Origin of the sequence: Synechococcus sp. Minos11, from assembly GCF_014279855.1 — a bacterium.
Taxonomy (GTDB): domain Bacteria; phylum Cyanobacteriota; class Cyanobacteriia; order PCC-6307; family Cyanobiaceae; genus RCC307.
Genome location: NZ_CP047953.1, coordinates 1,867,607 through 1,892,530, shown reverse-complemented (window position 1 = coordinate 1,892,530; position 24,924 = coordinate 1,867,607). Strand labels below are relative to the sequence as shown.

Genomic DNA, 24,924 nt, shown 5'->3' with positions numbered 1-24,924 from the left:
CGAAAATCAGCGCTTGGAGAACTGAGGAGCTTTACGAGCTTTCTTGAGGCCGTACTTACGGCGTTCCTTGGCGCGAGGGTCGCGGCTCAGGTGACCTTCGCTCTTGAGCGGTTTGCGGTTGTCGGGGGACAGCTCACACAGGGCGCGTGCCGCACCTTGCTTGATGGCATCGGCCTGGCCGGTGAGCCCGCCACCCCTGACATTCACAAGGATGTCGTACTCCTTGGAGAGCCCCAGGGTGTCGAGCGGTGCACGCACCGCGTTGAGGTAGCTGGGGTTGTAGTTCAGGTAGTTATCGCCAGGGCGGTCATTGATGGTGATCGTGCCATCACCAGGAACCACACGAACCCGTGCCACGGAGGTCTTACGACGACCGGTGCCCCAGTAGACGACGCGCTTGCTGCTGCTGGTCATTTGATGCTGGCGGAGGGGTTGAGCTGGTAAGGCTGGGGCTGCTGGGCGCCATGGGGGTGCTCGGCACCCTTGTAAACCTTCAGCTTGCGGAACAACTGCCGACCGAGGGCGTTGTGGGGAAGCATGCCCTTGATGGCCTTCTCCACGATGCGCTCAGGAATGCGCTGTTGCAGGGCGGCGAAGGTTTCCACCTTCATCCCGCCCGGGCGCCCGGAGTGACGGCGGTAGAGCTTGTCGCTGGCCTTGTTGCCGGTGACTTTCACCTTGTCGGCGTTGATCACCACCACAAAGTCACCCGTGTCCAGGTGAGGGGTGTAGGTCGGCTTGTTCTTGCCGCGCAGAACCGAGGCCACTTCAGTCGCGAGGCGACCGAGGCACTGGTTTTCCGCATCCACCACGTACCAGTGGCGTTCAACGGTATTGAGAGAGGGGACGACTGTTTTGTTCATCGCGCCGGCAGGCCGGAATCACGGGACGGGCCCTGCGTGTGCAGGGACTGGACTTGGCTGGAGCTGGAATCCAGATCAAAAAGTCTGAAATCTCCACCAATTCCGAAGCTAGTTCAGAGAACTTCGCCTGTCGGATTGCTGGTGATCTCAGGGGGCGGATCGGAAGTCTCCAGCCGATACCGCGGTAGGCAATCGTACCACGCACCCCTTGGGAACACGGGCTCTGGGTAGCCCACACGCAGTAGGCAAAGTCCCTGTGGTGGAGCGGCTTCTTTGACCTCGTCACGGCGTTGCTCACGCCAGCGTTGGCGGAATTGCTCAGGGCTGATGCGGCCCTCTCCAGCGGCCACCAGTTGCCCCACCAGCAATCGCACCATGCCGTAGAGAAATCCACTCGCTTGGATCTCCAGCGTGAGGATGTCGCCTTCCCGCTGCAGGCTCACCTCCTGGACGGTGGTGCGGGCGTGGGCACGCTGGCTGCCCGCCCGCTGAAAGGCCGAAAAGTCGTGGTGTCCGAGTAGCTCCTGCAGCAGCTCCTGCATCAAGTGGTCTTGCAGGCGCCATTGGTAGCGGTGCCAGCTGAAGGGGGACAAAAACAGATTCGGCCGCCGCGCGTTGTAGATGCAGTAGCGGTAGCGCCGGTATGTGGCGCTGAAGCAGGCATGCCAATCGGCTGCCACGGCTGCACTGGCCCTCACCCGCATGCTGCCGGGCAGCCGCCCATTGAGGGCTGGGGCCCAGCGGGCCGCTGGGATGGGGCCATGGCAATCAAAGTGCACCACCTGGGCGGCGGCATGGACGCCGGTGTCGGTGCGGCCGGCGGCAATGGTGCGACTCAGTTTGGCTGCAATGCCAGCGGGGAGCGGGTCGAGGGCCTCAATCGCTTCATCGAGGCTCTGTTGAACACTGCGGTGCTGGGGCTGCCGCTGCCAGCCACAAAAAGGCCCCCCGTCGTATTGCAGACAGAGGGCGATGCGCTGGCCGGTCATTGGGCTGAAGCTCAGACCAGCTCGATGATGGCCATTTCGGCGTTGTCACCGCGGCGGGGGACTGTGCGAATGATGCGGGTGTAGCCACCGTTGCGGTCGCCGTAGCGTTCGCTGGCTTTGTCAAACAGGGCATGCACCAGCTGCTTGTCGTAGATGTAGCCCAGGGCCCGGCGGCGGGCGGCCAGGCTGCCGTCCTTGGCCAAGCTGATCATCCGCTCAGTTTCATCGCGGAGTGCTTTGGCACGGGCCTTGGTGGTGGTCACCCGGCCTTCGCGGATGAGCTGGGTGGTAAGGCCACGGAGCATGGCCTTGCGTTGGTCGGCGGGACGTCCCAGCTGGGGGACTCGGCACTGGTGGCGCATGGGTCGAAAGGAGGTGTGGGGATGGAGGCCGTCAGGCGGTGGTGCGGCTCTGGGGCAAGGAGATGCCGATGCGCTCAAGCGCTTCGATCACTTCATCCGCCGACTTGGCACCGAAGTTTTTGATCTCCAGCAGATCCTCGTAGCTGAAGCCCATCAGATCCGAAACGGAGTTGAACTGGGCCCGCTTGAGGCAGTTGTAAGCCCGCACCGAGAGGTTGAGCTCTTCCAGGGGGATCTGGCTCTCAGCGCTGGGCTCTGGTTCCTGGCCGGGCTCTTCCGCCAAGGTCACTGTGGCCAGAGGCTGGAACAGAGCGATCAGCTGGTTGGCCGCATAAGCCAGGGCATCATCGGGGGTGATGGAGCCGTTGGTGTTGATCTCCAGGCGCAGACGCTCACGGGCGGAGCCGCCTTCACCCACAGCGGTTTCATCCACGGTGAAGTTCACGCGACGCACGGGCATGAACACCGCGTCGATTTGGAGCAAATCAAGGGCGGCAGCATCTTCGCTGGTGCGCTCGACGGGGCGGTAGCCCACGCCACGCTCCACATGGACTTCGAGTTCCAGGGCATGTCCATCGGCCACGGTGGCGATGGGGCAGTCGGCGTTGACCACCGACACCTGGGAGGAGAACTGCAGATCGCCAGCGGTTACCGAGGCGGGGCCATTGACCACGAGGCGGCCAATTTCGGTGTCGCGGGAGCGGCTGCTGAGAACCAGTTCTTTGCAGTTCAGCAGGATGTCGAGGACGTCTTCACGCACGCCGGGAACGGTGGCGTACTCATGGTTGACGCCAGCGATGCGGACAGCCGTGACGGCGGTGCCCTCAAGGCCACTCATCAGGACGCGCCGAAGGGCGGTGCCAAGAGTGGTGGCCTGGCCTCGATCGAGAGGGCCGATGACGAAAACGCCTGACTGGGACTGATCGTCAGCGATCTGATAGTCGACGCGGTCAATTTGGTACTGCAGCACGGCCGGAAGAGCTGTAAAGGGAAGAAGCCCGAAGGCGGAAGGTGAAAGAGGCGATCAGACGCGGCGCCGCTTGGCGCGACGACAGCCGTTGTGGGGCAGGGGGGTCACATCGCGGATCAAAGTGATTTCCAGGCCGGCCACCTGCAGAGCGCGGATGGCGGTTTCCCGGCCGGAGCCAGGACCACGGACCAGAACTTCGATCTGACGCATGCCCTGCTCGAGCGCGCGGCGGGCTGCTGCTTCAGCAGCGGTTTGGGCGGCAAATGGAGTGCCCTTGCGAGCGCCTTTGAAGCCACTGGCACCAGCGGAAGACCAAGCGATGACTTCACCGGCGGTGTCGGTGATCGAGACGATGGTGTTGTTGAAGGTGCTCTGGATGTGAGCAACGCCGTTGGGGACGTTGCGTTTGGCCTTTTTGGGCCCTTTTTTTGCTGTCTTCGCCATGGAGAAGGTGCCGCAGGTGCAGCGAGGTGATCAAAGAACGGAATGGGGGTCTGCCTTGGTGACGCCGGCGATGGCCAGCGGCAAAGCAGAGGGAAGGCAAGTCAGGACTTACTTCTTCTTGCCGGCCACGGTCTTACGGGCGCCGCGACGGGTGCGGGCATTGGTGCGGGTGCGCTGTCCGCGCACGGGCAAGCCCATGCGGTGACGGCGACCACGCAGGCAGCCGATGTCTTGCAGGCGCTTCATGGCCATGCCTTCCTGACGGCGCAGGTCCCCTTCGAGGGTGAAGGTTTCAGCGGCCGCCCGCAGTTTCTGAACATCAGCGTCGCTGAGGTCCTTGACGCGGGTGTCGGGACTCACGCCTGTGGAGGCAAGAATCTTTTGGGAACGGGTCAGGCCGACGCCATAGATGTAGGTGAGTGCGATCTCCACACGCTTTTCGCGGGGGATATCAACACCGGAAATCCGAGCCACTGAGGGAAAGGTTGTTGGGACGAGTGGTGAAGAGAAACTTCACCGGAAATGAGGTTGCAGGGCACGAATGTGCCCGCCAAGATCAGAACCGAAGTCGGCTCAGCCCTGGCGTTGCTTGTGCTTTGGGTTGGCGCAGATGACCATGACGCGGCCGTGGCGACGAATCACCCGGCACTTGTCGCACATGCGCTTCACTGAGGCGCGCACCTTCATGGGTGGGCTCTCCTATTGACAAACAAACAACTTATCACGGCGCCTTAAGCCAAGGCCGCTGTGATCTGCCCGGCGACGGCTTCGATCGTGCCAGTGCTGACCACCCTTTTGAGCTGTCCCCGCTGCTCGTAGTGGTTAATCAAAGGCGCGGTTTGCTCCCGGTAAACGCTGAGCCGATGGCGAATCACCTCTTCGTTGTCATCGGCGCGGCCACGGGCCAGCAAACGTTGCACGAGCTCGTCGTCGTCCAGCTCCATCAACAGCACGCTTTGCAGCGGTTGGTTGAGCTCGCTCAGCAGGGCATCGAGGGCTTCGGCCTGGGCCAGGTTGCGGGGGAAGCCATCCAGGAGCCAGCCGCCGCTGTGGCTTTGCAAGCGCGAGCGCACGATCGCCAGCACCAGCGCATCGCTCACCAGTTCACCGCGGTTCATCACCGCTTCGGCTTCTTTGCCCAATTCGCTCCCCGCTTTGACTTCTGCGCGCAGCAGGTCGCCTGTGGAGAGATGAAGCAGCCCATGGTTCGCGGCCAGGCGTTCTGCTTGGGTTCCTTTGCCGGCACCAGGTGGGCCGACAAACAGCAGTCGATGACTCATTGACGCACCATTCCTTCGTAACGCTGGGAGATCACATAGGTCTGAACCTGCTTGGCGGTGTCAATGGCAACGCCCACCAGGATCAGCAGAGAGGTGGCACCAAGACCCTGGAAGGTCTTGACGTTGGTGGCCCCTTCTACGGCAGCCGGAATGATGGCGACGGCGCCCAAAAAGATGCCACCGAGCAGGGTGAGCCTGTTTTGCACACCGCCGAGGTATTTCGCCGTCGCCGTGCCTGGCCTGACTCCGGGCACCGCGACGCCACCTTTTTTGAGGTTGGAGGCGATGTCCTGGGGGTTGATCGTCAAGGTGGCGTAGAAGAACGAGAACCCGCAGATCAAGCCAAAAAACACCAGGGCATAGAGCCACGGGGTGCTGCTGTTGGGGTTGAGGTAACCAGCCACCCTGACCAGGAGCTCACTCTTGGTGAGGTTGGCAATGGTGAGGGGCAGGAAGATCACCGCCGAGGCAAAGATGATCGGCATCACGCCCCCGGCATTGAGCTTCAAGGGCAAATAGCTTTGTCGCTCAGGCAGCATTGCTCCAGCGCCCACCTGGCGTTTGGCGCTCACAATCGGGATGCGACGACTGCCTTCCTGCACGCAAACGATCCCCAGGATCGTGATCAGGAAAACGAGCACCAGCACGATGATGCCGGCAATGGTGCCGCGATCGCCGCTCTGGGCCAATTCGACTGTGGAGCCCAGGGCTCGCGGCAAGGTCGCCACGATGTTCAAAAAGATCACCAGGGAGGCGCCTTGGCCAATGCCCCGTTCGGTGATCACCTCTGAGATCCACATCACCACCATCGAACCGGTCACCAGGGCCAAGGCGGTTTGGGCCACAAACACCACCTGGGGGACCGATTCCAAGGCGTAAGGGCGCAGGATCATCGCGAAGACGATGCTCTGCAGCACACCCCAGCCCAGGGCGACATAGCGGGTGATTTGGGCGATCTTGCGACGCCCCGCTTCTCCCTCGTTTTTCTGGAGATCCTCCAGGCTCGGGAGGGCTGCAGTCAGCAGCTGCAGGATGATCGAGGCGTTAATGAACGGCAGGATCCCAAGGGCAAAGATGCCCAAGGCCGAGATGCCGCCGCCGGTAAAGATGTCGAGGAAGCCAATCAGCTGGCCGCCTTGCTGAATGAATTGTTGGAAGGCTTCGCGGTCAATCCCTGGAATGGGGATGTAGATGCCGAGCCTCACCAACACCAAGAGGCCCAGGGTCGTGAGAACACGATCCCTGAGCCCTTTGGCTTGAAACAGTTGCGTGACGACTTCGCCGGCGCTTGGGGTGCGCCCCCGACTGACAAGCATGACTCGCGAAGTTGAAAGTGGACCGGGGGGATCAGTCGATCAGTTCGCAGCTGCCGCCGGCGGCTTCGATCTTCTCGCGGGCCGAGGCGGTGAACGCCGCAGCATGAACGGTGAGCTTCACCTTCAGCTCCCCATCGCCAAGCACCTTAAGCGCATGCTTTGGAGAAGTGAGGATGCCAGCTTCAGTCAGTGAATCGCGGGTGACGACCGTGCCGGCTTTGAGCTCGGCAAGTTCGCCCACGTTCACGACGGTGAAGCGCTTGGGGTTCACCAAGGTGAAGTGCTTCAGCTTGGGAACGCGGCGATACAAAGGCATCTGACCGCCTTCAAAGCCAGGCCGGGTGGGACGGCCAGAGCGGGACTTCTGACCGCGCATGCCGAAGCCGCAGCTGGCGCCTTGGCCAGCGGCGATGCCGCGGCCCTTGCGCATCTTGCGACGACGGGCCCCCTTCTGGGGCTTGAGGGATTGCAGGGTGAGGCTCATGACAGGGCTCAGGAGTAGATCTGCTCGAGGGTGATACCCCGTTCCTTGGCGGTGTCCTGGTGGGTGCGCAGGTCCCGCAGGGCCACCATGGCAGCCCGAGCGTTGTTCAGGGGAGTTTTACTGCCCAGGCGCTTGGCCAGGACATTCTTGATGCCAGCCAGCTCAAGGACTGTGCGGATCGAACCGCCGGCAATCACCCCGGTACCGGGGGCAGCTGGGCGCATCAGCACGCTGGCAGCGCCATCGCGGCCGGTGCTGATGGTGGGGATGGAGTTGGAGCGGGTTAGGGGCACCTTGACCAGGTGCTTTTTGCCATCGGCAACCCCCTTTTTGACCGCACCGATGACATCACCGGCTTTGCCGACGCCGACGCCGACTTGGCCCTTTTCGTTGCCAACGACAACGATGGCCCGGAAGCTCATCTTCTTGCCGCCTTTGACGGTCTTGGAAACCCGGCGGATCTGAATCACGCGTTCCTGCCACTCGGAGTCACGCTCGTCGCGACCGCGGCCGCGACGGTCTCCACGACCACGGCGATCACCGCCGCGGCCACCACCGCCACCACGGCGTTCACCTTGGCCTTGGCCCTGCCCTTCAGCAGCGGCTGGAACATCGGCGGCGCCTGGGACGTCCTGGCCGGGAGTCTGGTTAGTTGCTTGAGTCATGGTTGCTCGGGATCAGAACTGCAGGCCCGCTTCCCGGGCAGCTTCGGCCAGGGCCTTGACCCGACCGTGGTACAGGTTGCCGCCGCGGTCGAAGACCACCTGTTGGATGCCTTTGGCGATGGCGCGCTTGGCGACCAACTGACCGACTGCGGTTGAAGCATCGCAGTTGGCACCATTGTTGAGGCTGGTGCGCAGGTCTTTATCGAGGCTGGAAGCTGCCGCCAGGGTGTGCTGGGCGGCATCGTCGATGACCTGGGCGTAGATGTGCTCGTTGGAGCGATACACAGCCAAGCGTGGACGCTCGGGTGTGCCCTCGAGGTGACGGCGCAGGCGCCGGTGGCGCTTCTGGGTTTGTTCCTTGCGTGGAGTGGACATAGCGGAATAGCGGTGGGCTGAAGGGCGGCCTTATTTCTTGCCGGTCTTTCCGGCCTTGCGGAGGATGCGTTCCCCCTGGTACTTGATCCCTTTGCCCTTGTAGGGCTCGGGCGGACGGATGCCGCGCACCTTGGCGGCTTCATTGCCCACCAACTCCTTGTCGGCCCCGCTCACGGTGACCAAGGTGTTGTTCTCTACCGCAAAGGTGACGCCTTCGGGGGCATCCATCTCAACGGGATGGCTGTAGCCGGCGCTCACCACCAGCTTCTTGCCCTTGACCTGGGCGCGGTAACCCACGCCAATGATCTCCAGCTTTTTACTGAAACCCTTGGAGACCCCTTCGACCATGTTGGCCACCAGGGTGCGGCACAGGCCGTGGCGCTCACGGGAACGGCGGCTGGTGTCGTTGGGGCTAACGGTGACGGCGTTGTCGGCCTGGCTGACGCTGACACCGTCGGGGAGCACTCGCTCGAGTTCACCTTTGGGGCCCTTGACCTTGACGGTCAGACCGCTGATCTCCACCGAGACCTTCTCGGGGATGGGGACCGGATTTTTGCCGATGCGTGACATGGTTCTGACCTCCGATCAGTAGACGTAGCAGAGCACTTCGCCGCCCACGCCTTCTTTGCGGGCGTCGCGGTCGCTCATCACACCTTTGGAGGTGGAGATGATGGCGACTCCGAGGCCGCCGAGCACCTTGGGCAGGTCGCGGCGGTTGGTGTAGATGCGCAAGCCAGGCTTGCTCACCCGTTGCACGGAACGGATGGTGGGCACCTTTTGCTTGCCGCTGTACTTGAGCGACAGCACCAGGTGCTTTTGAACCCCCTCGCCAGCCTCGGAGAACTGATCGATGAAGCCTTCCTGCTCCAGCACCTTGGCGATGCTGCGGTTCATCCGGGAAAGCGGGATGTTGGTGGTTTGGTGACGTTTCTCACACGCATTGCGGATGCGGGTGAGCATGTCGGAAATCGGGTCTGTGTTGGCCATAACGGTGTCCGGAACGTGAGCGATCAGTTGTTGCGGAACGGCATCCCCATCTCGCGAAGCAGGGCTTGCCCCTCTTCGTCGTTACGGGCGGTGGTCACGATGGTGATGTCCATGCCCCGGATGGCGTCGATTTTGTCGAAGGAAATCTCGGGGAAGATGATTTGTTCGCGAACCCCCAGGGTGTAGTTCCCGCGGCCGTCAAAGCTCTTCTCGCTCACACCGCGGAAGTCGCGGATACGAGGCAGGGCGAGGTTGATCAGGCGCTCGAGGAAGGCATACATCCGGTCCCCGCGCAGGGTCACGGCAACGCCGATTGGCATCCCTTGGCGGATCTTGAAGCCGGCGATGGCCTTTTTGGCTCGGGTCACCACGGGCTTTTGGCCAGTGATGGTGGCGATCTCTTCAACGGAAGCTTCTAGAGACTTGGCGTTCTGGGCAGCTTCACCAAGACCACGGTTCACGGTGACTTTCACCACCTTGGGAACCTGGTGCAGGTTGGAGAAGTTGAGATCCTTCAGCAGCTTTGGCTGGATCGCTTCCCGGTAGCGCTTTTTGAGTGACATGGCGGGGGTTGGGGGAAGTGTTTCTGGTCGGTGTCAGAAACGGGGGTGAACAGAGTGATTGGGCTCAGTCGAGCAATTCACCTGTTTTTTTGAGCTTGCGCTTTTTGTTGCCGTCTTTGTCGACAACGATTTCAACGCGGCTGGCCACCTTTTTGTCGGTGGAGTACACCATCACGTTGGAGGCATGCAGTGATGCTTCTTCGGTGACGATGCGGCCGCTCTCGCCTTCTTGGGCGGGCTTGACGTGGCGGGTGCGCAGGTTGACGCCCTGCACCACAACACGGTTTTCCCAGGGCAGGGTGCGCAGCACTTCGCCGGTCTTGCCCTTGTCTTTGCCAGCGATCACCTGAACGGTGTCGCCCTTACGAATCCGCATCTTGGTGCGGGTGGGTGAAGCGGTAGCCATTTCAGATCACCTCCGGAGCGAGGGACACGATCTTGGTGAAGCTGCGCTCGCGCAGCTCACGGGCAACCGGGCCGAAGACCCGAGTGCCGCGGGGATTTTTGTCGTCGTTGATGATCACGGCGGCGTTGTCATCGAAGCGAATGGCATTGCCGGTTTCGCGCCGCATGGTGTGCTTCGTGCGCACCACAACAGCTTTGACGATGTCCGATTTCTTGACGCCCATGTTGGGCATGGCGTCTTTGACGGTCGCCACAATCACGTCGCCGACATGGGCATAACGACGATTGGTGCCGAGGACGCGGATGCACTGGATGCGCTTGGCGCCGCTGTTGTCGGCAACGTTGAGGAAGGTTTCCTGCTGAATCATGGTGTGATCTCCTCAGCTCCCACTCTTGGTGGTCATGATTTCGGCCACTGCCCAGCGCTTGCTGCGACTCAGAGGACGGGTCTCAGTGATTCGGACCCGGTCGCCAACTTGGCAACGGTTGTCCTCGTCGTGGACCTTGTAACGGGTGGTGCGGCTAACCGTCTTCTTGTAGATGGGGTGAGGGAAGCGGTTTTCAACCGCCACCACCACTGTTTTTTCCATCTTGTCGCTGACGACGGTGCCGACCCTTTCTTTGACTGCCATGGTGATTCCTAGGGTCAGTTAGCGGGGGCGGCGGAGCGCTCGCGCTCCTGTTGCACCGTCAGCAGCTGGGCCAGCTTGACGCGGGCATGACGGAAGCGGTGCGGGTTCTCCAGCCGGCTGGTGGCCTGCTGAAAACGCAGATCGAACAGTTCGCGGCGGGTGCCGCTGATCTGTTCATTGATCTCGGTGTCGCTGAGCTTGCGGGTTTCAGCGATGTCAGGAAGGGCCATGGGTCAGGACTCCACTGCTGCGGTTTGCGCGGTGGCCTCGACAGCGGCCTCCTGCTCTTCTTTGACGAGGAATTTCGTCTTGACCGGCAGTTTGTACTGGGCCAGACGCATGGCCTCTTTGGCCAGCTCCTCAGTGATTTCGGGACCGCCGATTTCAAACAGGATGCGACCTGGCTTGATCACCGCGACCCAGAACTCCGGGTTGCCTTTACCGGAACCCATGCGGGTTTCGGCAGCCCGCATGGTGACGGGCTTGTCGGGAAAGATCCGGATCCAGATCTTTCCTCCCCGCTTGGTGTAACGGGTCATGGCTCGGCGGCTGGCCTCGATCTGGCGGGAGGTGATCCAGCCACATTCCTGGGCCTGCAGGGCAAACGTGCCGAAGGCAATGGTGTTGCCCCGGGTGGCGATGCCGCGCATGCGACCTCGCTGTTGTTTGCGGAATTTGACGCGACGTGGACTAAGCATGGTTCAGATCTCCCTCACTCCTCGTTGGAGCGATCTTCGAACTCTTGGGGTCGTCGGCTGGCCCGACGACGGGGCGCAGCGCCCACGGGGGGTTGCTGCTTCTGGCCCGGCAGTACCTCACCTTTGAAGACCCAGACCTTGATGCCCAGCACCCCGTAGGTGGTGCTGGCCACTTTGGTGGCGTAATCAATGTCGGCACGCAGGGTATGGAGCGGTACGCGACCCTCGCGGGTCCATTCCGTCCGGGCGATTTCGGCGCCGTTGAGGCGACCGCCCACCTGGATCTTGAGACCCAGAACGCCGGCCCGTTGGGCCCGCTGAACCGCCATGCGAATGACGCGGCGGAACGCCACGCGCTTTTCCAGTTGCTGGGCGATGTACTCGGCCAGCAGGAAGGCATCGGCATCGACCCGTTCCACCTCAACAACGTTGATGCGGACTTGGCGGCTCTTGTCGCCAAGGGTCTTTTGGATACCGGCGCGAAGCTCTTCGATGCCTGATCCTTGACGGCCAACGAGGACGCCAGGACGGGCGGTTTTGAGCTCGACCTCGAGCTGGTCAGCCTTGCGGGCGATCAGCACACTGCTGATGCCAGCGGAGGCGTACTTCTTGTTGACGAACTTCCGGATCCGTTCGTCCTCTTGAAGCAGGGTTGGATAGGTCCGGGCGGGGGCGTACCAGCGGGAGCGGTGTTCCTGGGTGATCCCCAGGCGCAGGCCGGTCGGGTTGATTTTGTGTCCCATCGGTCGTTAAGCGTCTTGGGGAGTCACACCAATGGAGATGTGACAGGTTTGCTTTTTGATCTGGTAGGCACGGCCCTGAGCGCGAGGGCGGTAGCGCTTCATGGTTGGTCCCATGTCTGCGCTGGCCATGGAGACCACCAGGTTGCTGGGATCGAGTCCCATGTTGTGCTCGGCGTTGGCAACAGCTGAGCGCAGAACCTTGGTGATCGGCCCTGTGGAGCGGTAGGGCATGAACTCGAGCATGATCAGCGCGTCGCGATAGCTGCGACCTCGGATCTGATCGAGCACCCGGCGAACCTTCGAGACCGAGCCGCGAACGAAGCGGCCATGGGCCAGGGCCTGGGGGGATGCGGTGGTAGCCATCTCAGCGTCCTCCTTTCTTGTCTTTGATGTGGCCCTTGAAGGTGCGAGTTGGCGCGAACTCCCCGAGCTTGTGGCCCACCATTTGCTCGGTCACAAAGACCGGAACGTGGGCCTTGCCGTTGTGTACGGCAATGGTGTGGCCGATCATCATCGGCAGGATGGTGGAGGCCCGAGACCAGGTCTTGATCACGGGCTTTTCGCCGGCTGCGTTCAGCTTCTCCACCTTGCGGAGGAGGCTGTCGGCGACGAAAGGTCCTTTTTTGAGTGAGCGTCCCATGGCGGTTTAAGCGATCAGCAAGAGGTGTTGGTTCATCAGGAATCCCGTCCGCCACGGCTCCGCTTGGAGGTCTTGCGACGCTTGCGGAGGACGAACTTGTTGCTGGGCTTGTTGCGCTTGCGGGTCTTGAGGCCCAGGGCGGGTTTGCCCCAGGGAGTCACAGGACCAGAGCGGCCGATGGGAGCGCGACCCTCACCACCACCATGGGGGTGATCGCAGGGGTTCATCACGCTGCCGCGCACCTCGGGGCGGCGACCCAGCCAGCGTTTGCGACCAGCCTTACCCAGGCTGGTGTTGCGGACCTCTGAGTTGCCCACTTCGCCGAGAGTGGCGTAGCACTCGCGGCGTACCAGGCGAACCTCGGTGGAGGGCAGCTTGAGAGCGACGTAGTCCCCCTCTTTCGCCATCACCTGAGCGCTGGCACCAGCGGTGCGAACCATTTGGCCGCCGCGTCCGGCATAGAGCTCAACGTTGTGAACGGCTGAACCCAGCGGAATCGCTGAAAGAGGCAGTGCATTTCCCACCTCGATGGGGGCCTCAGGGCCAGCCACCACTTCCTGTCCCACCTGCACGCCGGCGGGATGAAGGATGTAGCGCTTTTCGCCGTCGGTGTAATAGAGCAGCGCCAGCCGCGCATTGCGATGCGGGTCGTACTGGATGGCAGCCACGCGGGCGACCACACCGTGCTTGTCGCGACGGAAATCAACGATCCGGTAGAGCCGCTTGTGGCCACCACCACGGTGGCGGCAGGTGATTACACCGCGGTTGTTGCGTCCCTTGCGGCGGTGCTTGGCCACCACAAGGCTGCGTTCCGGCTTGCGCCGGGTGACTTCACTGAAGTCGCTGACCACCCGGGTGCGAGTGCCGGGGGTGTAAGGGCGGAAGCTACGAATTCCCATGACTAACGCTCCTTACGACTCAGGGAAAAGCTGGATGCTGTTGCCTTCGGCAAGACGCACCACGGCCTTTTTGACCTGGGAGCGGCGTCCGGCAAAGCGACCGACTCGGCGGGTGCGCCGGGGCGGATTCATGGTGCTAACCCCAATGACCTTGACGTCGAACAGATGCTCAACGGCGGCCTTGATGTCGGGCTTGGCAGCCCGAGGGTCCACCTCAAAGGTGTACTGATTCAGCTCGAGGGCTCGGGTGGCCTTCTCGGTGATCAGGGGCCTGCGGATTACATCCGCCAGGCGAGAGCTGAAACGCTCAGCCATTGCCGTACACCTCCTGGATCTTGGTGAGAGCGTCTTCACTCACCACCAACTTTTGGGCGTTGAGCAGATCGAAAACATTGAGCTGGTCGGCAGCGATCAGCTTGAGCTGCGGCAGGTTGCGGACCGAAAGCCTGACGTTGTCGCTGATGTCAGCGAGCACCATCAGAACCTTGCTGCCAGCGGGAACCCCCCAGCGCTCAAGGGCGGACAGCACCTCCTTGGTTTTGGGCTTGGCGAGCTTGTCGCCAAAGGCCTTCACCACCACCATGTCCTCGCTACGGCTCATCAGAGCCGTGCGCAGGGCTAGACGGCGCTCTTTGCGGTTCATGTCCAGCTCATAGGAGCGGGGCTTGGGACCGAAAACGATGCCGCCGCCGGGACGCAGGGGTGTGCGGATCGAACCCTGACGGGCCCGGCCGGTGCCTTTCTGCTTGTACGGCTTGCGGCCACCACCGCGCACCTCGGAGCGAGTCAGCGTGCTGGCGGTGCCCTGACGGGCGTTCGCCAACTGCCGCACCACGGCGCGATGGATGAGATCAGCAGCCGAAGTTTCCTTGGCCACTTTCAGATCGAGGGAGGCCTTGCCTGCCTCTTTGCCTTGCCAGTCTTGGATGACGCAATTCATGGTTCAGTCCCTCCTCAAGCCGTGGCCTTGGCACCGACCCGCACCGCGGGGCGAATGCTCAATAGGGCCCCCGGTTTGCCGGGCACGGACCCTTTCACCACGAGCAGATTGCGCTCGCTGTCGACCTTCAGCACCACCAGGCCTTTGACCGTGGTTTTGGTGCCGCCATAACGACCAGCCATGCGCTTACCGGGGTAAATGCGGCCGGGGGTGGTGCCGGCGCCGGTCGAACCGGGTTCGCGGTGGTTCTTAGAGCCGTGGGTCATAGGACCGCGGCTGAAGCCGTGACGCTTTTGGTAACCCGAAAAACCACGACCCATGGTGTCGCCGCTGACATCCACTTTCTGGCCGGGCTCAAAGGCATCAACGGTGACGCTGCTGCCGAGCTCGACGCCGTCGGTGGAATCGACGCGGTACTCCTTGAGGTGGCGAAGCAGGTCTTCACCTGACTTCTTGAGGTGACCCTTGGCGGGTTGATTAACGAGCTTTTCGCGCACGTCGCCAAAACCCACCTGAACGGCGCTGTAGCCGTCGTTGGTAGGAGTTTTGACTTGAGTGATGCGGCAAGGGCCCGCTTCGATCACGGTGACCGGAACGGCCCTGCCCTCGTCGTCGAAGAATTGGGACATACCCAATTTCTTCCCGAGAATGCCGATGGACATTGGGGAGGGGAAAGACGCCAGCTGGACAACCCCGCAGCAGCACAAGGCCAACTGGGGGCGGATGACTGAAGCGAAACAACGAGTGTTCCGTTCAGGTTTGGCTGGGACTGATCACCGCTGGTCGTGTGGACTGAGCAGCGCTAGTTTCCCGGCAGCACCTCGCCGTAGCGAGTCGCGGCACTGGCCAAAGGAGAAGTCATCAACCGTGATGACTCCCGGCATTTCCGCTGGAGGCCCGGCTGACGGTCGGGCACAGCAATAAATGCACAAGCAACGACCCTAACCCATCACCCTTCACTGGGACCCTGGGCGCCGTTCCTGCCAAACTTTGCAGAATCTGCCGACCTTGCTTCATGCCCCTGCTGCTCACCGGTCGCGCTTTCCGCCGGGACCTCGAGCGCGAACGGGCCTTGGCGGTTTACGCCCCATTGGAGGGCGGAGCTGAGACACGCTTGCTGCGCCGGCTGCGCGCTGCTGGCTATCGCACAGAGCTGACATCAGCCCGTGGGCTGGGAGACCCCGAAGCGTTTTTGCTCGGGCTTCATGGTGTGCGGCCACCCCATCTAGGACACCACTGTGTTGGTCGTGATGCCGCCGTTGGAGAGGTGCAGCTGGTGATGCCCCAGCTCGGCCCCGCCTTGGCCAGTGGTGCGCCGGTTGTGCTCTGGATGCTTGAAGGACAGGTGCTCTCCTCCGCGGAGCAAGCCAGCCTGTTGGCCCTCTGTGAGCGTGAGCCCCGCCTTCACATGGTTGTGGAACTCGGCGGTAGCCGCAGCTTGCGCTGGAAACCGCTGAGAGCTGCGCTTGCGGCCTAACCAGCCTGACGGGCCGCGGCACGCTCTCGCCGCTGGCCGTTGGGTCAAATGGATTGGCGGTGCCAGCAATCACGATCTGGCTGCGCTCGAGGATTTGGCCGCATTGGCGGCCCTGGCTGGAGCGGATTGCCTCGATGTGGCAGCCGATGCGGCTGTGGTTGCGGCGGTGCGCCGTGGCATGGATTGGGCCCAGCAACACGGGCGCCCATCTCGGCCCTGGTTGATGGTGAGCCTGAGTGATGGCGAGGACCCCCATTTTCGTAAGGCCTGGTTTGATCCCAGCCGCTGCCCAGCTGACTGCCCCCGGCCATGCGCCAAGGTCTGCCCGCCGCTGGCGATTCCCGCTCAGGGGCCCGTCTTGGCCGAGCGTTGTTATGGCTGCGGCCGCTGTTTGCCGGTTTGCCCCCTGGGGTTGATTGAGGAGCGCAGCATGGCCCTAGCTCCGCAAGCATTGCCCGCGTTGTTGCGGCAGTTGCAGCCCGATGCGATTGAGCTGCACACCCACCCAGGCCGGGCCAGTGACTTTGCTGAGCGCCTGCAGCAAATTGAGCTCAGCGGTGTGGCCCTTCAGCTGCTCTCGGTGAGCTGCCCTGAGGGCCCTGGCGATGCCATGCCGCACCATCTTTGGCAATTGCATCAGCTGCTCCAGGGCTGCCGCTGGCCCTGGCTTTGGCAGCTCGATGGCCGCCCCATGAGTGGAGATATTGGCGCTGGCACCGCCCAGGCGGCCGTCAACCTGCTACAGCGGCGCCGGGGCCAGTTGCCGCCTGGCCCCCTGCAGCTCGCTGGTGGCACCAATCACGACAGCAGGCGTCGCTTGGAGCGTGAGGGTTTGGCTGATGCGGTGGCTGGGATTGCCTATGGCGGCAGCGCACGCAAGCTGATCCAACCGCTGTTGCAGCAGGCGCAAGCCCGTGGCCAGGCGTTGCGCGCTTGCCCTGATTTGTGGGGTCAGGCCCTGGCGCAGTTGCAGAGCCTCTTCTGCCGCCCTGAGCTGGTCAGAAACTGCTAGAACCCAGACAGGGAGATGGATGTTGCACCTTGTTGGAGAAGGTTCCACCCCTGCATCCGTCGATCACCGTCAGTGAGCAATGCATCACCGACGATTTGGATCGCTTGTTGGTGCTGCTGCCGGAACGTTTACAGGTCTGTTTGGCGGCGCCCGAGCGCCGGGCTGACTTGCTGGAGGTGGTGCTGGATCTAGGCCGTTTGCCGGCTGCCCGTTATGCCGACCGCACCGACGATCTGGGGGATCAGCCCGTCAGCAGTGATGACTTGCAAGGGGTCATTGAACGGCTGGGTCCTTTCGGGGGCGACAACCGCGCTGGCATTGAGCGCACCCTGCATCGCATCAGTGCTGTGCGCAATCGCTCCGGTTGTGTGATCGGGCTGACCTGCCGGGTTGGGCGGGCTGTTTTTGGCACCGTGGCCATGGTGCGAGATCTGCTGGATACGGGTGAATCCCTGCTGCTGCTAGGCCGGCCAGGGGTTGGTAAGACCACGGCCTTGCGTGAGATCGCCCGGGTATTAGCCGACGACTTAGGCCGTCGCGTGATGGTGATCGACACCAGCAATGAAATAGCTGGCGATGGAGACATCCCGCATCCGGCCATTGGCCGGGCCAGGCGCCTGCAGGTGGCCCGGCCGCAGCTGCAACACCGCGTGATGATCGAGGCGGTGGAAAACCACATGCCCGAGGTCATCGTGATCGATGAAATCGGCACTGAGCAGGAGGCGCAGGCCGCCCGAACCATCGCTGAGCGCGGAGTTCAGTTGGTGGCAACAGCCCATGGCAATGCCCTCGCCAATTTGGTGCGCAATCCCACCTTGAGTGATCTGGTTGGCGGTGTGCAGGCCGTCACCCTTGGCGACGACGAAGCCCGGCGCCGCGGCAGTCAAAAGGCCGTGCTGGAAAGGGCTGCTGAGCCCACGTTCCCCTTGGCGGTTGAGATGCACAGCCGCAGCCGCTGGATGGTCCATGGCGATGTAGCGGCCACGGTGGATCAGCTCTTGCGGGGCCAGTCATCGGCCCCAGAGGTGCGCTCAGTGGGGCCTGATGGTGTTCTGGTGGTGGAACGGCCGATCTTGCAGGGACCAAGGCGTGGCGCGCCCAAACGTCCGCCGTTGGCCGCTCCAGTGGTTCCGCTGCCGGCCCCAGCCACGGCGCTTGAACGCCCGCTGCGGGTGTTCTGCTGCGGCATCGCGCCGCGCCTGGTGTTGCAGGCAGCGCGCACGCGCCGCTGGCCTGTTCAGCTCACCGATGAATTGCTGCGCGCTGATGCTGTTTTGGCGGGCCGCCATCAATTGGGCCGCCATCCCGAGCTGCGCAAGCGTGCCCGCGATGGTGCTGTGCCGATCCATGTGATCAAAGCCGACAGCCTTCCCCAGGTGCAGCGCGCTTTGGAGCGCTTGCTGCGCCGTCATGGAGAAGCTGAAATCGCCCAGGGTGTTTGACGTTTGGCGGGTCGTTGTGGCTAGATAAGAGCTCGCGCGAGCCATGGCCGCGCGCGTATCGATGGGCCGTCGCCAAGTGGTAAGGCAGCGGGTTTTGGTCCCGCCATTCCTAGGTTCGAATCCTAGCGGCCCAGTTTTTTTAGATCCCAGTGCTGATCTCGGATTTCGACGGCGTCATTGTCGATGGCATGGAGGAGTACTGGTGGTCGGCCCGCAGGGCTGCCGCTCAGTTGCTGCCCGCTGGCGTGCCGTTGCCTCAGGAGGTCCCTGAGGCGTTTCGCCAACTGCGTCCCCAGGTGCACCACGGCTGGGAGATGCCGCTGCTGGCCGCTGTCATCGCTGGTCATGGCCAGCCCCTAGCGGCGTTCCACATGGATTACGCCGCGGCGTTGGCCGCCAGCCTGCAGCAGTTGGCCTGGTCTGAGCATCAGCTCACAGAGGCCTTGGATGCTGTTCGCCAGCAGGCCATTGCCAGTGATCGTCAAGCCTGGCTGGCGCTGCACCGCCCCTATCCCTGGATGCTGAAGGCGTTGCAACGTTTTGACGCTGCCGGCGTGCCTTGGGGGGTGCTCACCACCAAAAGTGCTGGTTTTACGACCGAATTGCTCAGCAGTCATCAGTTGCATCCCCAGGTGATCTATGGCCGTGAGGACGGCCCCAAGCCCGAGGTCTTGCAGCGCCTCCTGGCCCAGGCTTCGGCTCACGGCCCGTGGCGCTTTTTGGAGGACAGGCGTTTGACCTTGGAGGCTGTGCGTGCGCTGCCAGCGCTGGATGCCGTGCACTGCTTGCTGGTCACCTGGGGGTATCTCCGCCCTGGTGATGATCAGGATTTGCCTTCTGGCATCAAGCTGTTCGAGCCCGAGGTGCTGGACCAACCCCTGGCGCAATGGCCCGCAGCCGCTATAGTACAAGCGAACTAATTTCTCTGGCGCACCGCCGATCGAAACACCGGGCGACGATCGTGGCATCTTGCTTTTTGTCATCGCACGATGCCCGGTAATTCCGTCTTCGGCGTCTTCTTTAACCGCTGCTAATCCGTTTTCTCCATGGCCGATCCCAAGTCCAACCAAGCTCCCGCTGCTGAGCGTGAAAAGGCCCTGGGTCTGGTGCTGAATCAGATCGAGCGCAACTTCGGTAAGGGTTCGATCATGCGTTTGGGGGATGCCTCCCGTATGCGGGTTGAAACCATCTCCACCGGTGCGCTCACCTTGGATCTCGCCCTGGGCGGTGGTTACCCCAAAGGCCGTGTCGTTGAGATTTACGGCCCGGAAAGCTCCGGTAAAACCACCCTCACCCTGCATGCCATTGCTGAAGTGCAAAGGAGTGGTGGCGTGGCGGCCTTTGTGGATGCTGAGCACGCGCTCGATCCTGTCTATGCCGCCTCGTTGGGGGTGGATATCGAGAACCTGCTGGTGTCTCAGCCCGACACCGGCGAAATGGCCCTCGAGATCGTTGACCAGCTGGTGCGTTCAGCGGCTGTCGATCTCGTGGTTGTCGACTCGGTTGCGGCGTTGACCCCTCGCGCTGAGATTGAAGGGGAGATGGGTGATCTGGCTGTCGGCGCTCAGGCCCGTTTGATGAGCCAGGCGATGCGCAAGATCACCGGCAACATCGGCAAGTCCGGTTGCACAGTGATCTTCCTCAACCAGCTCAGGCTCAAGATCGGCGTCACCTACGGCAATCCAGAAACCACCACCGGTGGCAATGCGCTGAAGTTCTATGCCTCGGTGCGTCTCGATATCCGTCGCATTCAGACCCTCAAGCGCGCCACGGAGGAGTACGGCATTCGGGCCAAGGTCAAGGTGGCCAAAAACAAGGTGGCACCACCCTTCCGCATCGCCGAATTCGACATCCTGTTCGGCCGTGGCATCAGCACCTTGGGATGCCTGTTGGATCTCGCTGAGGAAACCGGTGTGGTCGTCCGTAAAGGTGCTTGGTACAGCTACAACGGCGACAACGTTGGCCAGGGCCGCGACAACACCATCACTTGGCTTGAGCAAAACCCCGAGGCCTGCCAAGAGATCGAGCAGCTCACCCGCCAAAAGCTCACTGCTGGCGCTGATGTGACAGCCAATTCGATGAAGCCCCTGGCGGCGGTTGGCGCCAAGCGCAAGGAGGGAGCTGAGCGTCCGGCCGAGGCTCCCAAGCCCTTAGCCGAAGCCAGCTGAGCTGATCAGGCTTCGACGGCCTCGCTGCGCTGAAGGCTGCGCAGGTGGCAGCTGAGGCGATCCAGCTCTTGGATCGCTTCAGCGCCTTCAAGCTTCACCAGCTCAACGCCATTGCGCATTTCAACCCAGGAGATGCCGAGGCCAGTCACTAAAAACCGAACGGCATGGCCGTCAGTCATGTCGGCGACGAATGAAGCGCCGTGGCTTCCGTCGGTGCCGCAGCTGTAACAGCTCGCGGCGACGCCTTGCTGTTTCAGGCCCTCGGCTAAGGCTTCGAGGGTAAGCACCAAATCCTTGACCAGGTCTTGGTACTGGGCAGCCAGTCGCAGGAACACAGGATTAAGACTATTTGTCAGATTCTAAGGTTTGCTTCCCTTTCAGGGAGGTGTAAATACCTACCGGTTCGGGCCTTGTTAGCGAGCGCTGACGGATTGGGTTAGCCGTCAGCGAGGGTCCACCAGCCCGCTGCAGGGCCAATGAAGCGCAGCACAATCCAGAACACCACCAGGACTCCAATGCCCACCCAGGCGCCGCGGGTGGTGACTTTGACGAACTGATTGGCCTGGTTTCGAGTCAGCGGAAACCAGCTGACGATGCGAGGTGAGGTGTCTTTGGGGCTCTCGCGTTTGGGCTCCCGCGGCGGCAACCCCTGCTGAGCGCGACGTTTGGCTTCTCCCATAGAACCAGGCTAATCGGGTCTCAGTTGTTCGAGCCGCTCCCAGGGCTCAAGAGCGCTGAGCAGCTGTTGCCCCCAGCTTCGGCTCCGCAATCGGCCATCGAGGATGGCGAGACGAGGCTGAGGTTGCTGGCCGCGTAAGGGCGCAACGCTTCGCTGCAAGCGATCACAGGCATCGGGCAATAACCATTCGCGGAACCAATCGCGGCCGGCGCGGCGCAGGGCTTCCACCCTGGCTGCGGTGAGTGGGTCTTCCAGGCTCGCTATCGGCAGCGATCCCACCACCAACTGGCATGGCACTGGAAGTTGCTCATGGTTTTGCAGCCACCACTGCCAGCGGCAGACGACCACCCCATTGCTCTCTGGCGCCGTCTGCTCATGGTCCACACGCCTTCCAAATTCCGCTGCTAAGGCGCTGGTGAGCCATTGCCGTAGCGGGTTGTCGTCGATCACCACAATGCTTAAGCCCCCCTGCCCTAAGACCAGCCGACGGCATTGATCGAGCAGGTGGCCGGCGTATTCGGCGCTGTTGGGGAAGGGTTGTTGGCGTGGGGCAAATAGCGGCAGTGCCTCCTCCCGTTGGGCGTCCCCCAGGCTGATCACCACAGGGTCGTCGAGGCCTAACGCATCGAGACGAACCCCTTCGGGTGCCCAGCTGCCAGCCAGGACGGCACCGCGCTGCTCGAGCACGCCGTGGAGACTTTGCAATGGCTGAAGGGGTTGGCGCACCAAGCTCCAGCGCAGTTGCCCTGCATCGGGGATCGCCCAGCTGGTCCAGCTCTGATCGCCGCAATCAAGCCAGCGTTGCCAGGGCCCGGGGAGATCGGTTCGGCCTTGCAGCAGCAAGCGCAAGGGGGCTTCCTGCTCACGGCTGATGGCGAGTTTGGGCTGCCGTGCCAGGGGCCGGTTGAGCAGTTGCCGGCTGAGGCGCTCATGCAGTTGAACCAAGGCTTCGCGCAAGGGTGGCTGGCTGGCGGAGAGTTGATCCCAGTGCTCTGGCTCGATGCGGACCGCTTGCCCGTCGCCCAGCAATTCTTCGAGTTGTTCTGCTTCTGCGCACAGCAGCTGGTGCTCGCCGAGCTGGTTGCTTTGCCACACCTGCACGAGATCCCCTGGCGAGAGCATCCAGAGGCAGGGACTTGCGGGAGTTGTTGTGCCTTGCCAGAGGGGACGCACCAAGCCGGCACTGCGGAGCAGCGGTAGTTCGTGCTGCAGCAGCCGGCGTTGCAGTGGTTCGCTGGCCACCAGGGCGATGGGCGCTTCGCTCAGGACCGCTGGCAGCAGCAGGCTCAGCATCCACTCGCTGCGTTGCCCTTCGCGAATCGGGAAGAGGCTGTGGTCAGAGCGCCGCAGGCTGCGGGCGACCAGGCGAGTCAGCGTCAGCCCATGCGGCCACCCGGAGCCAGCCCGGCTGCCCAGCAGCTGCTTGAGCTTGTGGTGGGCCTGGGCTTCCTGCATCCGCCACTGTGGGTTGCCGGATCGTAGGAAGCTGATCTGAGCTGGAGGTGTGCTTGATGACAACTGCAAGGTCGTTGGCCGACTGTCTGGCTGGTCAAGCCATTGGCGTGGTTGGCCTCGGGCTGATTGGTGGCTCGTTGGGATTGGACCTGCGGCAGCGCGGCCATCGGGTGGTGGGCGTGGCCCATCGCCAGAGCACGGTGGAGCGTGCCTTGGAACGGTGCTTGGTGGATGAGGCCTCCAGTGATTTGAGCTGCCTGAACGGTTGCGGTTTGGTGTTGTTGGCGTTGCCGCTCAATCAGTTGGTGGAGCCAAAGGCGGCCCTGCTGCAGGCGCTCCCACCAGAAGCGTTGGTGCTCGATACCGGTTCGGTGAAGCAGCCGGTGCTGGCTGCCTGGCAGCCCCAGTTGCCAAGGTTTGTGGGTTGTCATCCCATGGCTGGCACCGCCGAAGCGGGTGTTGAGGCTGGTGTGGCTGGGTTGTTTCAGGGGCGCCCCTGGGTGATCACCCCCAGTGGGCAGGAGAGCACCGCTGATCTGGAGATGGCCCGCGCGCTTGGCCAAGACCTGGGAAGCACCGTCTTCGAGTGCGATCCGGCAGATCACGACCGGGCGGTGGCCTTCATTTCGCACATGCCGGTCTTGGTGAGTGCGGCCCTGTTGCAGAGCGCCGCGGCAGCCGAGCCCCAGGGACTGCTGCAAGCATTGGCCTCATCTGGCTTTGCCGACACCACCCGCATCGGTGGGGGCAATCCTGAGCTCGGCAGCCTGATGGCTCGCTGCAACCGGGAGGCTGTTCAGCAGGCCTTGGCTGCCTACAGCAAGGCGTTGCACCACTTGGCTGAGCAGGTGGAGGGGCAGGACTGGACTGGGTTACAGCAGGCGTTGGCCTCGGCTCAAGCCGTTCGGCCCTCGTTCCTTTGAGCGAGCAACTGACGCACTGCCATCTCCGCTGAGAGGCTCACCCCAGCGGTTCCTTCGCCGGGATAGATCGCATCACCGCAGAGCCAGAGCCCGGCTAAGGGGCTGCGGCTCGCCAGGCCGAAGGGGCCAAAGCGATCCGGTGCCTGACCGATGCCGCCAACGAAGCCAAAGGGGCGGCCTGTCCAGCGCGCAAATCCTCGCGGTGTGGCCAGCTCGCGGTGCAGCCAGTGACTGTCTTGAAGGCCGAGCAGTTGTTTCAGACCTGCCTCAATGCCCTGTTGGGCTTCGGCTTTGGCTGTTGTGTAGGCCGCAGGCTCAAGCTCAAACCAGCATTTGGCGCTAGTGAACACGCTGGCGATCACCGTTGCTTGCCCTGCTGGAGCGCGGCCATCGCCCTCTTGGCTGATGGAGATGAACAGTGAGCCGGGCTGTTGCCAATCCAATTGCAGGTGTGATGGGCAGTCAGCGGGCAGGGCATCGCGCGCCACTGCGCCATAGAGCACCAAGGCTCCGGAGGGATCACCTAGCCCTTCCACCCGCCGCTGCAGTCCTGTTGGCATTTGATCGCCCAGCAAGTTGGGCAAGCTTTGGGGCGGCAGGCTGCACACCACATCGGTAGCCCCGATAGAAAAGTTCTGCCCCTTGGGCCCTATCCCCTGCACCTGCCAGCCGTCGTTGGAGGCTTGCAGCGTCTCCACCCGATGCCGCAGGCGCAGCTCACCGCCGGCTTGGTGCAGCGCTCTTTCCAGGCTGTTGCTGAGCGCTTGCATTGAGCCGTGCAAGTGCCAAAGCCCGAGGGGCTCCTGCACCATCGCCAGCACCGTGACCCCGTAGAGCGCTGCGGTGCGATCGGCCGGCTCTTGGGAATAGAGCTTCAGCTGCAGATCCAAAAACCGACGCAGCCGCTGGTGCCTAGGGCCGCTGCAGCCGCAGAGCCGCAAGAGGTCGGCCACCGTGGCTGCAGTGAGCAGCCCGCTGAGCACATTGCCGGGGCCGATGGCTCCCAGCAGCTGGTTGAGATCCCAGCCGTTGCGAGGCGGGAGCACCGGACGTCGCGCAGCGAAGGCCCAGTTGCTGGTGTGCAATCGCTGGCATAGCTGCCAGAAGCGCTCACTGCCTGGGAATTGTTGCTCGCGTTCCTGCCGCCAACGTTCTGGATCTCTCCAAATTCGAACGGGCTGGTGCCCATCGGCGAGATCCACCACGCAGCCGGGGTCAAGGGGTGTGGCCTGCGGCAGCGGTACCCCTAGTTCGGCAAACAGGCGTTGATGGCTGCCGCCTGGCTCGAAGCCAGCCACCTGGGTGGCTCCGGCATCAAAGGTGTAAGGGCCACGCTGAAAAGTGCCGGCGCAGCCACCGCTTTGGTGGTGGGCTTCCAGCAGCACCACGTCACAGCCCTGACGGGCCAGCAGCGCTGCCGCGGTCAGGCCGGCGATTCCGGCCCCTAACACCACCACATCTGTTGAGCTCAGGGTCGTTCCGCCAGGCTTGCTGCAGCACAGTCTGGGAACTC

General features: G+C 62.8%; 38 protein-coding genes and 1 tRNA gene. 7 read left to right on the top strand and 32 right to left on the bottom strand.

Annotated features, from left to right (window positions below):
• Positions 1-6: 6 nt before the first annotated feature.
• From rpsI to rplC, 28 genes are all read right to left on the bottom strand, one after another.
• On the bottom strand, positions 7-414 hold the full coding sequence (rpsI, locus tag SynMINOS11_RS10765) for a 30S ribosomal protein S9 (protein WP_186548458.1): 408 nt from the start codon (positions 412-414) through the stop codon (positions 7-9).
• Positions 411-863, bottom strand: a complete 453-nt coding sequence (gene rplM, locus SynMINOS11_RS10760) for a 50S ribosomal protein L13 (RefSeq protein WP_011936556.1) — start codon at positions 861-863, stop codon at positions 411-413. The genes rpsI and rplM overlap by 4 nt, the downstream gene beginning before the upstream one ends.
• 113 nt (positions 864-976) lie before the next feature.
• Complete coding sequence (gene truA, locus SynMINOS11_RS10755; RefSeq protein WP_186548456.1) at positions 977-1,852, bottom strand: tRNA pseudouridine(38-40) synthase TruA; 876 nt, start codon at positions 1,850-1,852, stop codon at positions 977-979.
• An 11-nt stretch (positions 1,853-1,863) separates the two neighbouring features.
• Positions 1,864-2,214, bottom strand: coding sequence for a 50S ribosomal protein L17 (gene rplQ, locus SynMINOS11_RS10750; RefSeq protein ID WP_011936554.1), 351 nt, complete (start codon positions 2,212-2,214; stop codon positions 1,864-1,866).
• 31 nt (positions 2,215-2,245) lie between these two features.
• Entirely contained in the window at positions 2,246-3,184 is a 939-nt protein-coding gene (locus tag SynMINOS11_RS10745) for a DNA-directed RNA polymerase subunit alpha (protein WP_186548454.1), read from the bottom strand.
• A 54-nt stretch (positions 3,185-3,238) separates the two neighbouring features.
• Entirely contained in the window at positions 3,239-3,628 is a 390-nt protein-coding gene (gene rpsK / locus SynMINOS11_RS10740; protein WP_011936552.1) for a 30S ribosomal protein S11, read from the bottom strand.
• 108 nt (positions 3,629-3,736) lie between these two features.
• Positions 3,737-4,102 carry a 30S ribosomal protein S13 gene (gene rpsM / locus SynMINOS11_RS10735; protein ID WP_011936551.1) on the bottom strand — a complete coding sequence of 122 codons (366 nt, stop codon included), beginning with the start codon at positions 4,100-4,102 and terminating at the stop codon, positions 3,737-3,739.
• A gap of 99 nt (positions 4,103-4,201) precedes the next feature.
• Positions 4,202-4,315 carry a 50S ribosomal protein L36 gene (gene rpmJ, locus SynMINOS11_RS10730; protein WP_011936550.1) on the bottom strand — a complete coding sequence of 38 codons (114 nt, stop codon included), beginning with the start codon at positions 4,313-4,315 and terminating at the stop codon, positions 4,202-4,204.
• A 44-nt stretch (positions 4,316-4,359) separates the two neighbouring features.
• Positions 4,360-4,908 carry an adenylate kinase gene (locus tag SynMINOS11_RS10725; RefSeq protein ID WP_186548452.1) on the bottom strand — a complete coding sequence of 183 codons (549 nt, stop codon included), beginning with the start codon at positions 4,906-4,908 and terminating at the stop codon, positions 4,360-4,362.
• Positions 4,905-6,224 carry a preprotein translocase subunit SecY gene (gene secY, locus SynMINOS11_RS10720; RefSeq protein WP_011936548.1) on the bottom strand — a complete coding sequence of 440 codons (1,320 nt, stop codon included), beginning with the start codon at positions 6,222-6,224 and terminating at the stop codon, positions 4,905-4,907. The genes SynMINOS11_RS10725 and secY overlap by 4 nt, the downstream gene beginning before the upstream one ends.
• Before the next feature lie 31 nt (positions 6,225-6,255).
• Complete coding sequence (gene rplO / locus SynMINOS11_RS10715; protein ID WP_011936547.1) at positions 6,256-6,708, bottom strand: 50S ribosomal protein L15; 453 nt, start codon at positions 6,706-6,708, stop codon at positions 6,256-6,258.
• Between the two features lie 8 nt (positions 6,709-6,716).
• Positions 6,717-7,373, bottom strand: a complete 657-nt coding sequence (rpsE, locus tag SynMINOS11_RS10710) for a 30S ribosomal protein S5 (RefSeq protein WP_011936546.1) — start codon at positions 7,371-7,373, stop codon at positions 6,717-6,719.
• A 12-nt stretch (positions 7,374-7,385) separates the two neighbouring features.
• A complete protein-coding gene (gene rplR / locus SynMINOS11_RS10705; RefSeq protein ID WP_011936545.1) occupies positions 7,386-7,748 on the bottom strand; it encodes a 50S ribosomal protein L18 in 363 nt (120 codons plus the stop codon).
• 30 nt (positions 7,749-7,778) lie between these two features.
• A complete protein-coding gene (gene rplF / locus SynMINOS11_RS10700; protein ID WP_186548450.1) occupies positions 7,779-8,318 on the bottom strand; it encodes a 50S ribosomal protein L6 in 540 nt (179 codons plus the stop codon).
• Positions 8,319-8,333: 15 nt separating this feature from the next.
• Positions 8,334-8,735, bottom strand: coding sequence for a 30S ribosomal protein S8 (gene rpsH, locus SynMINOS11_RS10695; RefSeq protein ID WP_011936543.1), 402 nt, complete (start codon positions 8,733-8,735; stop codon positions 8,334-8,336).
• A 23-nt stretch (positions 8,736-8,758) separates the two neighbouring features.
• Entirely contained in the window at positions 8,759-9,298 is a 540-nt protein-coding gene (gene rplE, locus SynMINOS11_RS10690; protein ID WP_011936542.1) for a 50S ribosomal protein L5, read from the bottom strand.
• Positions 9,299-9,362: 64 nt separating this feature from the next.
• Positions 9,363-9,674, bottom strand: a complete 312-nt coding sequence (gene rplX / locus SynMINOS11_RS10685; protein WP_370586203.1) for a 50S ribosomal protein L24 — start codon at positions 9,672-9,674, stop codon at positions 9,363-9,365.
• Positions 9,675-9,705: 31 nt separating this feature from the next.
• Positions 9,706-10,071, bottom strand: a complete 366-nt coding sequence (rplN, locus tag SynMINOS11_RS10680; protein WP_011936540.1) for a 50S ribosomal protein L14 — start codon at positions 10,069-10,071, stop codon at positions 9,706-9,708.
• Between the two features lie 12 nt (positions 10,072-10,083).
• Positions 10,084-10,335 (bottom strand): 30S ribosomal protein S17, encoded by a 252-nt coding sequence (gene rpsQ / locus SynMINOS11_RS10675; RefSeq protein WP_011936539.1) that lies wholly within the window; start codon positions 10,333-10,335, stop codon positions 10,084-10,086.
• A 14-nt stretch (positions 10,336-10,349) separates the two neighbouring features.
• A complete protein-coding gene (gene rpmC, locus SynMINOS11_RS10670) occupies positions 10,350-10,565 on the bottom strand; it encodes a 50S ribosomal protein L29 (RefSeq protein ID WP_011936538.1) in 216 nt (71 codons plus the stop codon).
• A gap of 3 nt (positions 10,566-10,568) precedes the next feature.
• Entirely contained in the window at positions 10,569-11,033 is a 465-nt protein-coding gene (gene rplP / locus SynMINOS11_RS10665) for a 50S ribosomal protein L16 (RefSeq protein WP_011936537.1), read from the bottom strand.
• A 14-nt stretch (positions 11,034-11,047) separates the two neighbouring features.
• Positions 11,048-11,776 (bottom strand): 30S ribosomal protein S3, encoded by a 729-nt coding sequence (gene rpsC / locus SynMINOS11_RS10660; protein WP_011936536.1) that lies wholly within the window; start codon positions 11,774-11,776, stop codon positions 11,048-11,050.
• A gap of 6 nt (positions 11,777-11,782) precedes the next feature.
• Positions 11,783-12,139 (bottom strand): 50S ribosomal protein L22, encoded by a 357-nt coding sequence (gene rplV / locus SynMINOS11_RS10655; protein WP_011936535.1) that lies wholly within the window; start codon positions 12,137-12,139, stop codon positions 11,783-11,785.
• Between the two features lies 1 nt (position 12,140).
• Entirely contained in the window at positions 12,141-12,416 is a 276-nt protein-coding gene (rpsS, locus tag SynMINOS11_RS10650) for a 30S ribosomal protein S19 (protein ID WP_011936534.1), read from the bottom strand.
• A gap of 35 nt (positions 12,417-12,451) precedes the next feature.
• Entirely contained in the window at positions 12,452-13,315 is an 864-nt protein-coding gene (rplB, locus tag SynMINOS11_RS10645) for a 50S ribosomal protein L2 (protein WP_011936533.1), read from the bottom strand.
• Positions 13,316-13,327: 12 nt separating this feature from the next.
• Positions 13,328-13,630 carry a 50S ribosomal protein L23 gene (locus SynMINOS11_RS10640; protein WP_186548448.1) on the bottom strand — a complete coding sequence of 101 codons (303 nt, stop codon included), beginning with the start codon at positions 13,628-13,630 and terminating at the stop codon, positions 13,328-13,330.
• Positions 13,623-14,255: a 50S ribosomal protein L4 gene (gene rplD / locus SynMINOS11_RS10635; RefSeq protein WP_011936531.1), complete on the bottom strand. Its 633-nt coding sequence runs from the start codon at positions 14,253-14,255 to the stop codon at positions 13,623-13,625. The genes SynMINOS11_RS10640 and rplD overlap by 8 nt, the downstream gene beginning before the upstream one ends.
• Before the next feature lie 14 nt (positions 14,256-14,269).
• Positions 14,270-14,917, bottom strand: coding sequence for a 50S ribosomal protein L3 (gene rplC / locus SynMINOS11_RS10630; protein ID WP_011936530.1), 648 nt, complete (start codon positions 14,915-14,917; stop codon positions 14,270-14,272).
• 353 nt (positions 14,918-15,270) lie between these two features.
• On the opposite strand from rplC, the gene SynMINOS11_RS10625 reads away from it, so the two are divergent.
• The 6 genes from SynMINOS11_RS10625 (at position 15,271) to recA (ending at position 20,354) form a co-directional block, all read left to right on the top strand.
• The gene (locus tag SynMINOS11_RS10625) at positions 15,271-15,732 is read left to right on the top strand and encodes an NAD(P)H-quinone oxidoreductase subunit N (protein ID WP_186548444.1); all 462 of its coding nucleotides are present in this window, start codon (positions 15,271-15,273) and stop codon (positions 15,730-15,732) included.
• A complete protein-coding gene (locus SynMINOS11_RS10620) occupies positions 15,722-16,744 on the top strand; it encodes a Light dependent period protein LdpA domain-containing protein (protein WP_186548442.1) in 1,023 nt (340 codons plus the stop codon). The genes SynMINOS11_RS10625 and SynMINOS11_RS10620 overlap by 11 nt, the downstream gene beginning before the upstream one ends.
• A gap of 29 nt (positions 16,745-16,773) precedes the next feature.
• Positions 16,774-18,186: an AAA family ATPase gene (locus tag SynMINOS11_RS10615; protein ID WP_186548440.1), complete on the top strand. Its 1,413-nt coding sequence runs from the start codon at positions 16,774-16,776 to the stop codon at positions 18,184-18,186.
• 62 nt (positions 18,187-18,248) lie between these two features.
• A tRNA-Gln gene (locus SynMINOS11_RS10610) sits at positions 18,249-18,320 on the top strand.
• 15 nt (positions 18,321-18,335) lie between these two features.
• Entirely contained in the window at positions 18,336-19,106 is a 771-nt protein-coding gene (locus SynMINOS11_RS10605; RefSeq protein ID WP_255445400.1) for an HAD family hydrolase, read from the top strand.
• A gap of 126 nt (positions 19,107-19,232) precedes the next feature.
• Positions 19,233-20,354: a recombinase RecA gene (gene recA, locus SynMINOS11_RS10600; protein ID WP_011936525.1), complete on the top strand. Its 1,122-nt coding sequence runs from the start codon at positions 19,233-19,235 to the stop codon at positions 20,352-20,354.
• 5 nt (positions 20,355-20,359) lie between these two features.
• Here recA and SynMINOS11_RS10595 read toward each other — a convergent pair whose 3' ends face one another.
• The 3 genes from SynMINOS11_RS10595 to SynMINOS11_RS10585 all read right to left on the bottom strand — a co-directional run bounded on the left by SynMINOS11_RS10595 (position 20,360) and on the right by SynMINOS11_RS10585 (position 22,488).
• Entirely contained in the window at positions 20,360-20,689 is a 330-nt protein-coding gene (locus SynMINOS11_RS10595) for a DUF1815 family protein (RefSeq protein ID WP_011936524.1), read from the bottom strand.
• 101 nt (positions 20,690-20,790) lie between these two features.
• The gene (locus SynMINOS11_RS10590; protein ID WP_011936523.1) at positions 20,791-21,033 is read right to left on the bottom strand and encodes a DUF2839 domain-containing protein; all 243 of its coding nucleotides are present in this window, start codon (positions 21,031-21,033) and stop codon (positions 20,791-20,793) included.
• Positions 21,034-21,042: 9 nt separating this feature from the next.
• The gene (locus SynMINOS11_RS10585) at positions 21,043-22,488 is read right to left on the bottom strand and encodes a helicase (RefSeq protein WP_186548439.1); all 1,446 of its coding nucleotides are present in this window, start codon (positions 22,486-22,488) and stop codon (positions 21,043-21,045) included.
• Between the two features lie 56 nt (positions 22,489-22,544).
• On the opposite strand from SynMINOS11_RS10585, the gene SynMINOS11_RS10580 reads away from it, so the two are divergent.
• The gene (locus SynMINOS11_RS10580; protein ID WP_186548437.1) at positions 22,545-23,411 is read left to right on the top strand and encodes a prephenate/arogenate dehydrogenase; all 867 of its coding nucleotides are present in this window, start codon (positions 22,545-22,547) and stop codon (positions 23,409-23,411) included.
• Here SynMINOS11_RS10580 and crtD read toward each other — a convergent pair.
• Positions 23,384-24,868, bottom strand: coding sequence for a C-3',4' desaturase CrtD (gene crtD / locus SynMINOS11_RS10575; protein WP_186548435.1), 1,485 nt, complete (start codon positions 24,866-24,868; stop codon positions 23,384-23,386). The genes SynMINOS11_RS10580 and crtD overlap by 28 nt on opposite strands.
• Positions 24,869-24,924: the final 56 nt, after the last annotated feature.

Bases quoted from the DNA above. Each gene is read 5' to 3' on its own strand.
- rplQ (WP_011936554.1), bottom strand. From the start codon at position 2,214: ATGCGCCACCAGTGCCGAGTCCCCCAGCTGGGACGTCCCGCCGACCAA.
- rplX (WP_370586203.1), bottom strand. From the start codon at position 9,674: ATGCGGATTCGTAAGGGCGACACCGTTCAGGTGATCGCTGGCAAAGAC.
- rpsQ (WP_011936539.1), bottom strand. From the start codon at position 10,335: ATGGCAGTCAAAGAAAGGGTCGGCACCGTCGTCAGCGACAAGATGGAA.
- rpsH (WP_011936543.1), bottom strand. From the start codon at position 8,735: ATGGCCAACACAGACCCGATTTCCGACATGCTCACCCGCATCCGCAAT.
- rplO (WP_011936547.1), bottom strand. From the start codon at position 6,708: ATGAGCCTCACCCTGCAATCCCTCAAGCCCCAGAAGGGGGCCCGTCGT.
- SynMINOS11_RS10625 (WP_186548444.1), top strand. From the start codon at position 15,271: ATGCCCCTGCTGCTCACCGGTCGCGCTTTCCGCCGGGACCTCGAGCGC.
- rplC (WP_011936530.1), bottom strand. From the start codon at position 14,917: ATGTCCATCGGCATTCTCGGGAAGAAATTGGGTATGTCCCAATTCTTC.
- secY (WP_011936548.1), bottom strand. From the start codon at position 6,224: ATGCTTGTCAGTCGGGGGCGCACCCCAAGCGCCGGCGAAGTCGTCACG.
- SynMINOS11_RS10585 (WP_186548439.1), bottom strand. From the start codon at position 22,488: ATGCAGGAAGCCCAGGCCCACCACAAGCTCAAGCAGCTGCTGGGCAGC.
- SynMINOS11_RS10590 (WP_011936523.1), bottom strand. From the start codon at position 21,033: ATGGGAGAAGCCAAACGTCGCGCTCAGCAGGGGTTGCCGCCGCGGGAG.
- rpmJ (WP_011936550.1), bottom strand. From the start codon at position 4,315: ATGAAGGTGCGCGCCTCAGTGAAGCGCATGTGCGACAAGTGCCGGGTG.
- rpsK (WP_011936552.1), bottom strand. From the start codon at position 3,628: ATGGCGAAGACAGCAAAAAAAGGGCCCAAAAAGGCCAAACGCAACGTC.
- rpsC (WP_011936536.1), bottom strand. From the start codon at position 11,776: ATGGGACACAAAATCAACCCGACCGGCCTGCGCCTGGGGATCACCCAG.
- rplF (WP_186548450.1), bottom strand. From the start codon at position 8,318: ATGTCACGCATCGGCAAAAATCCGGTCCCCATCCCCGAGAAGGTCTCG.
- recA (WP_011936525.1), top strand. From the start codon at position 19,233: ATGGCCGATCCCAAGTCCAACCAAGCTCCCGCTGCTGAGCGTGAAAAG.
- rplP (WP_011936537.1), bottom strand. From the start codon at position 11,033: ATGCTTAGTCCACGTCGCGTCAAATTCCGCAAACAACAGCGAGGTCGC.
- rplD (WP_011936531.1), bottom strand. From the start codon at position 14,255: ATGAATTGCGTCATCCAAGACTGGCAAGGCAAAGAGGCAGGCAAGGCC.
- rplR (WP_011936545.1), bottom strand. From the start codon at position 7,748: ATGTCCACTCCACGCAAGGAACAAACCCAGAAGCGCCACCGGCGCCTG.
- rplV (WP_011936535.1), bottom strand. From the start codon at position 12,139: ATGGCTACCACCGCATCCCCCCAGGCCCTGGCCCATGGCCGCTTCGTT.
- rpmC (WP_011936538.1), bottom strand. From the start codon at position 10,565: ATGGCCCTTCCTGACATCGCTGAAACCCGCAAGCTCAGCGACACCGAG.
- rpsS (WP_011936534.1), bottom strand. From the start codon at position 12,416: ATGGGACGCTCACTCAAAAAAGGACCTTTCGTCGCCGACAGCCTCCTC.
- SynMINOS11_RS10725 (WP_186548452.1), bottom strand. From the start codon at position 4,908: ATGAGTCATCGACTGCTGTTTGTCGGCCCACCTGGTGCCGGCAAAGGA.
- rplB (WP_011936533.1), bottom strand. From the start codon at position 13,315: ATGGGAATTCGTAGCTTCCGCCCTTACACCCCCGGCACTCGCACCCGG.
- SynMINOS11_RS10580 (WP_186548437.1), top strand. From the start codon at position 22,545: ATGACAACTGCAAGGTCGTTGGCCGACTGTCTGGCTGGTCAAGCCATT.
- rpsI (WP_186548458.1), bottom strand. From the start codon at position 414: ATGACCAGCAGCAGCAAGCGCGTCGTCTACTGGGGCACCGGTCGTCGT.
- rpsE (WP_011936546.1), bottom strand. From the start codon at position 7,373: ATGACTCAAGCAACTAACCAGACTCCCGGCCAGGACGTCCCAGGCGCC.
- truA (WP_186548456.1), bottom strand. From the start codon at position 1,852: ATGACCGGCCAGCGCATCGCCCTCTGTCTGCAATACGACGGGGGGCCT.
- rplE (WP_011936542.1), bottom strand. From the start codon at position 9,298: ATGTCACTCAAAAAGCGCTACCGGGAAGCGATCCAGCCAAAGCTGCTG.
- SynMINOS11_RS10640 (WP_186548448.1), bottom strand. From the start codon at position 13,630: ATGGCTGAGCGTTTCAGCTCTCGCCTGGCGGATGTAATCCGCAGGCCC.
- rplM (WP_011936556.1), bottom strand. From the start codon at position 863: ATGAACAAAACAGTCGTCCCCTCTCTCAATACCGTTGAACGCCACTGG.
- rplN (WP_011936540.1), bottom strand. From the start codon at position 10,071: ATGATTCAGCAGGAAACCTTCCTCAACGTTGCCGACAACAGCGGCGCC.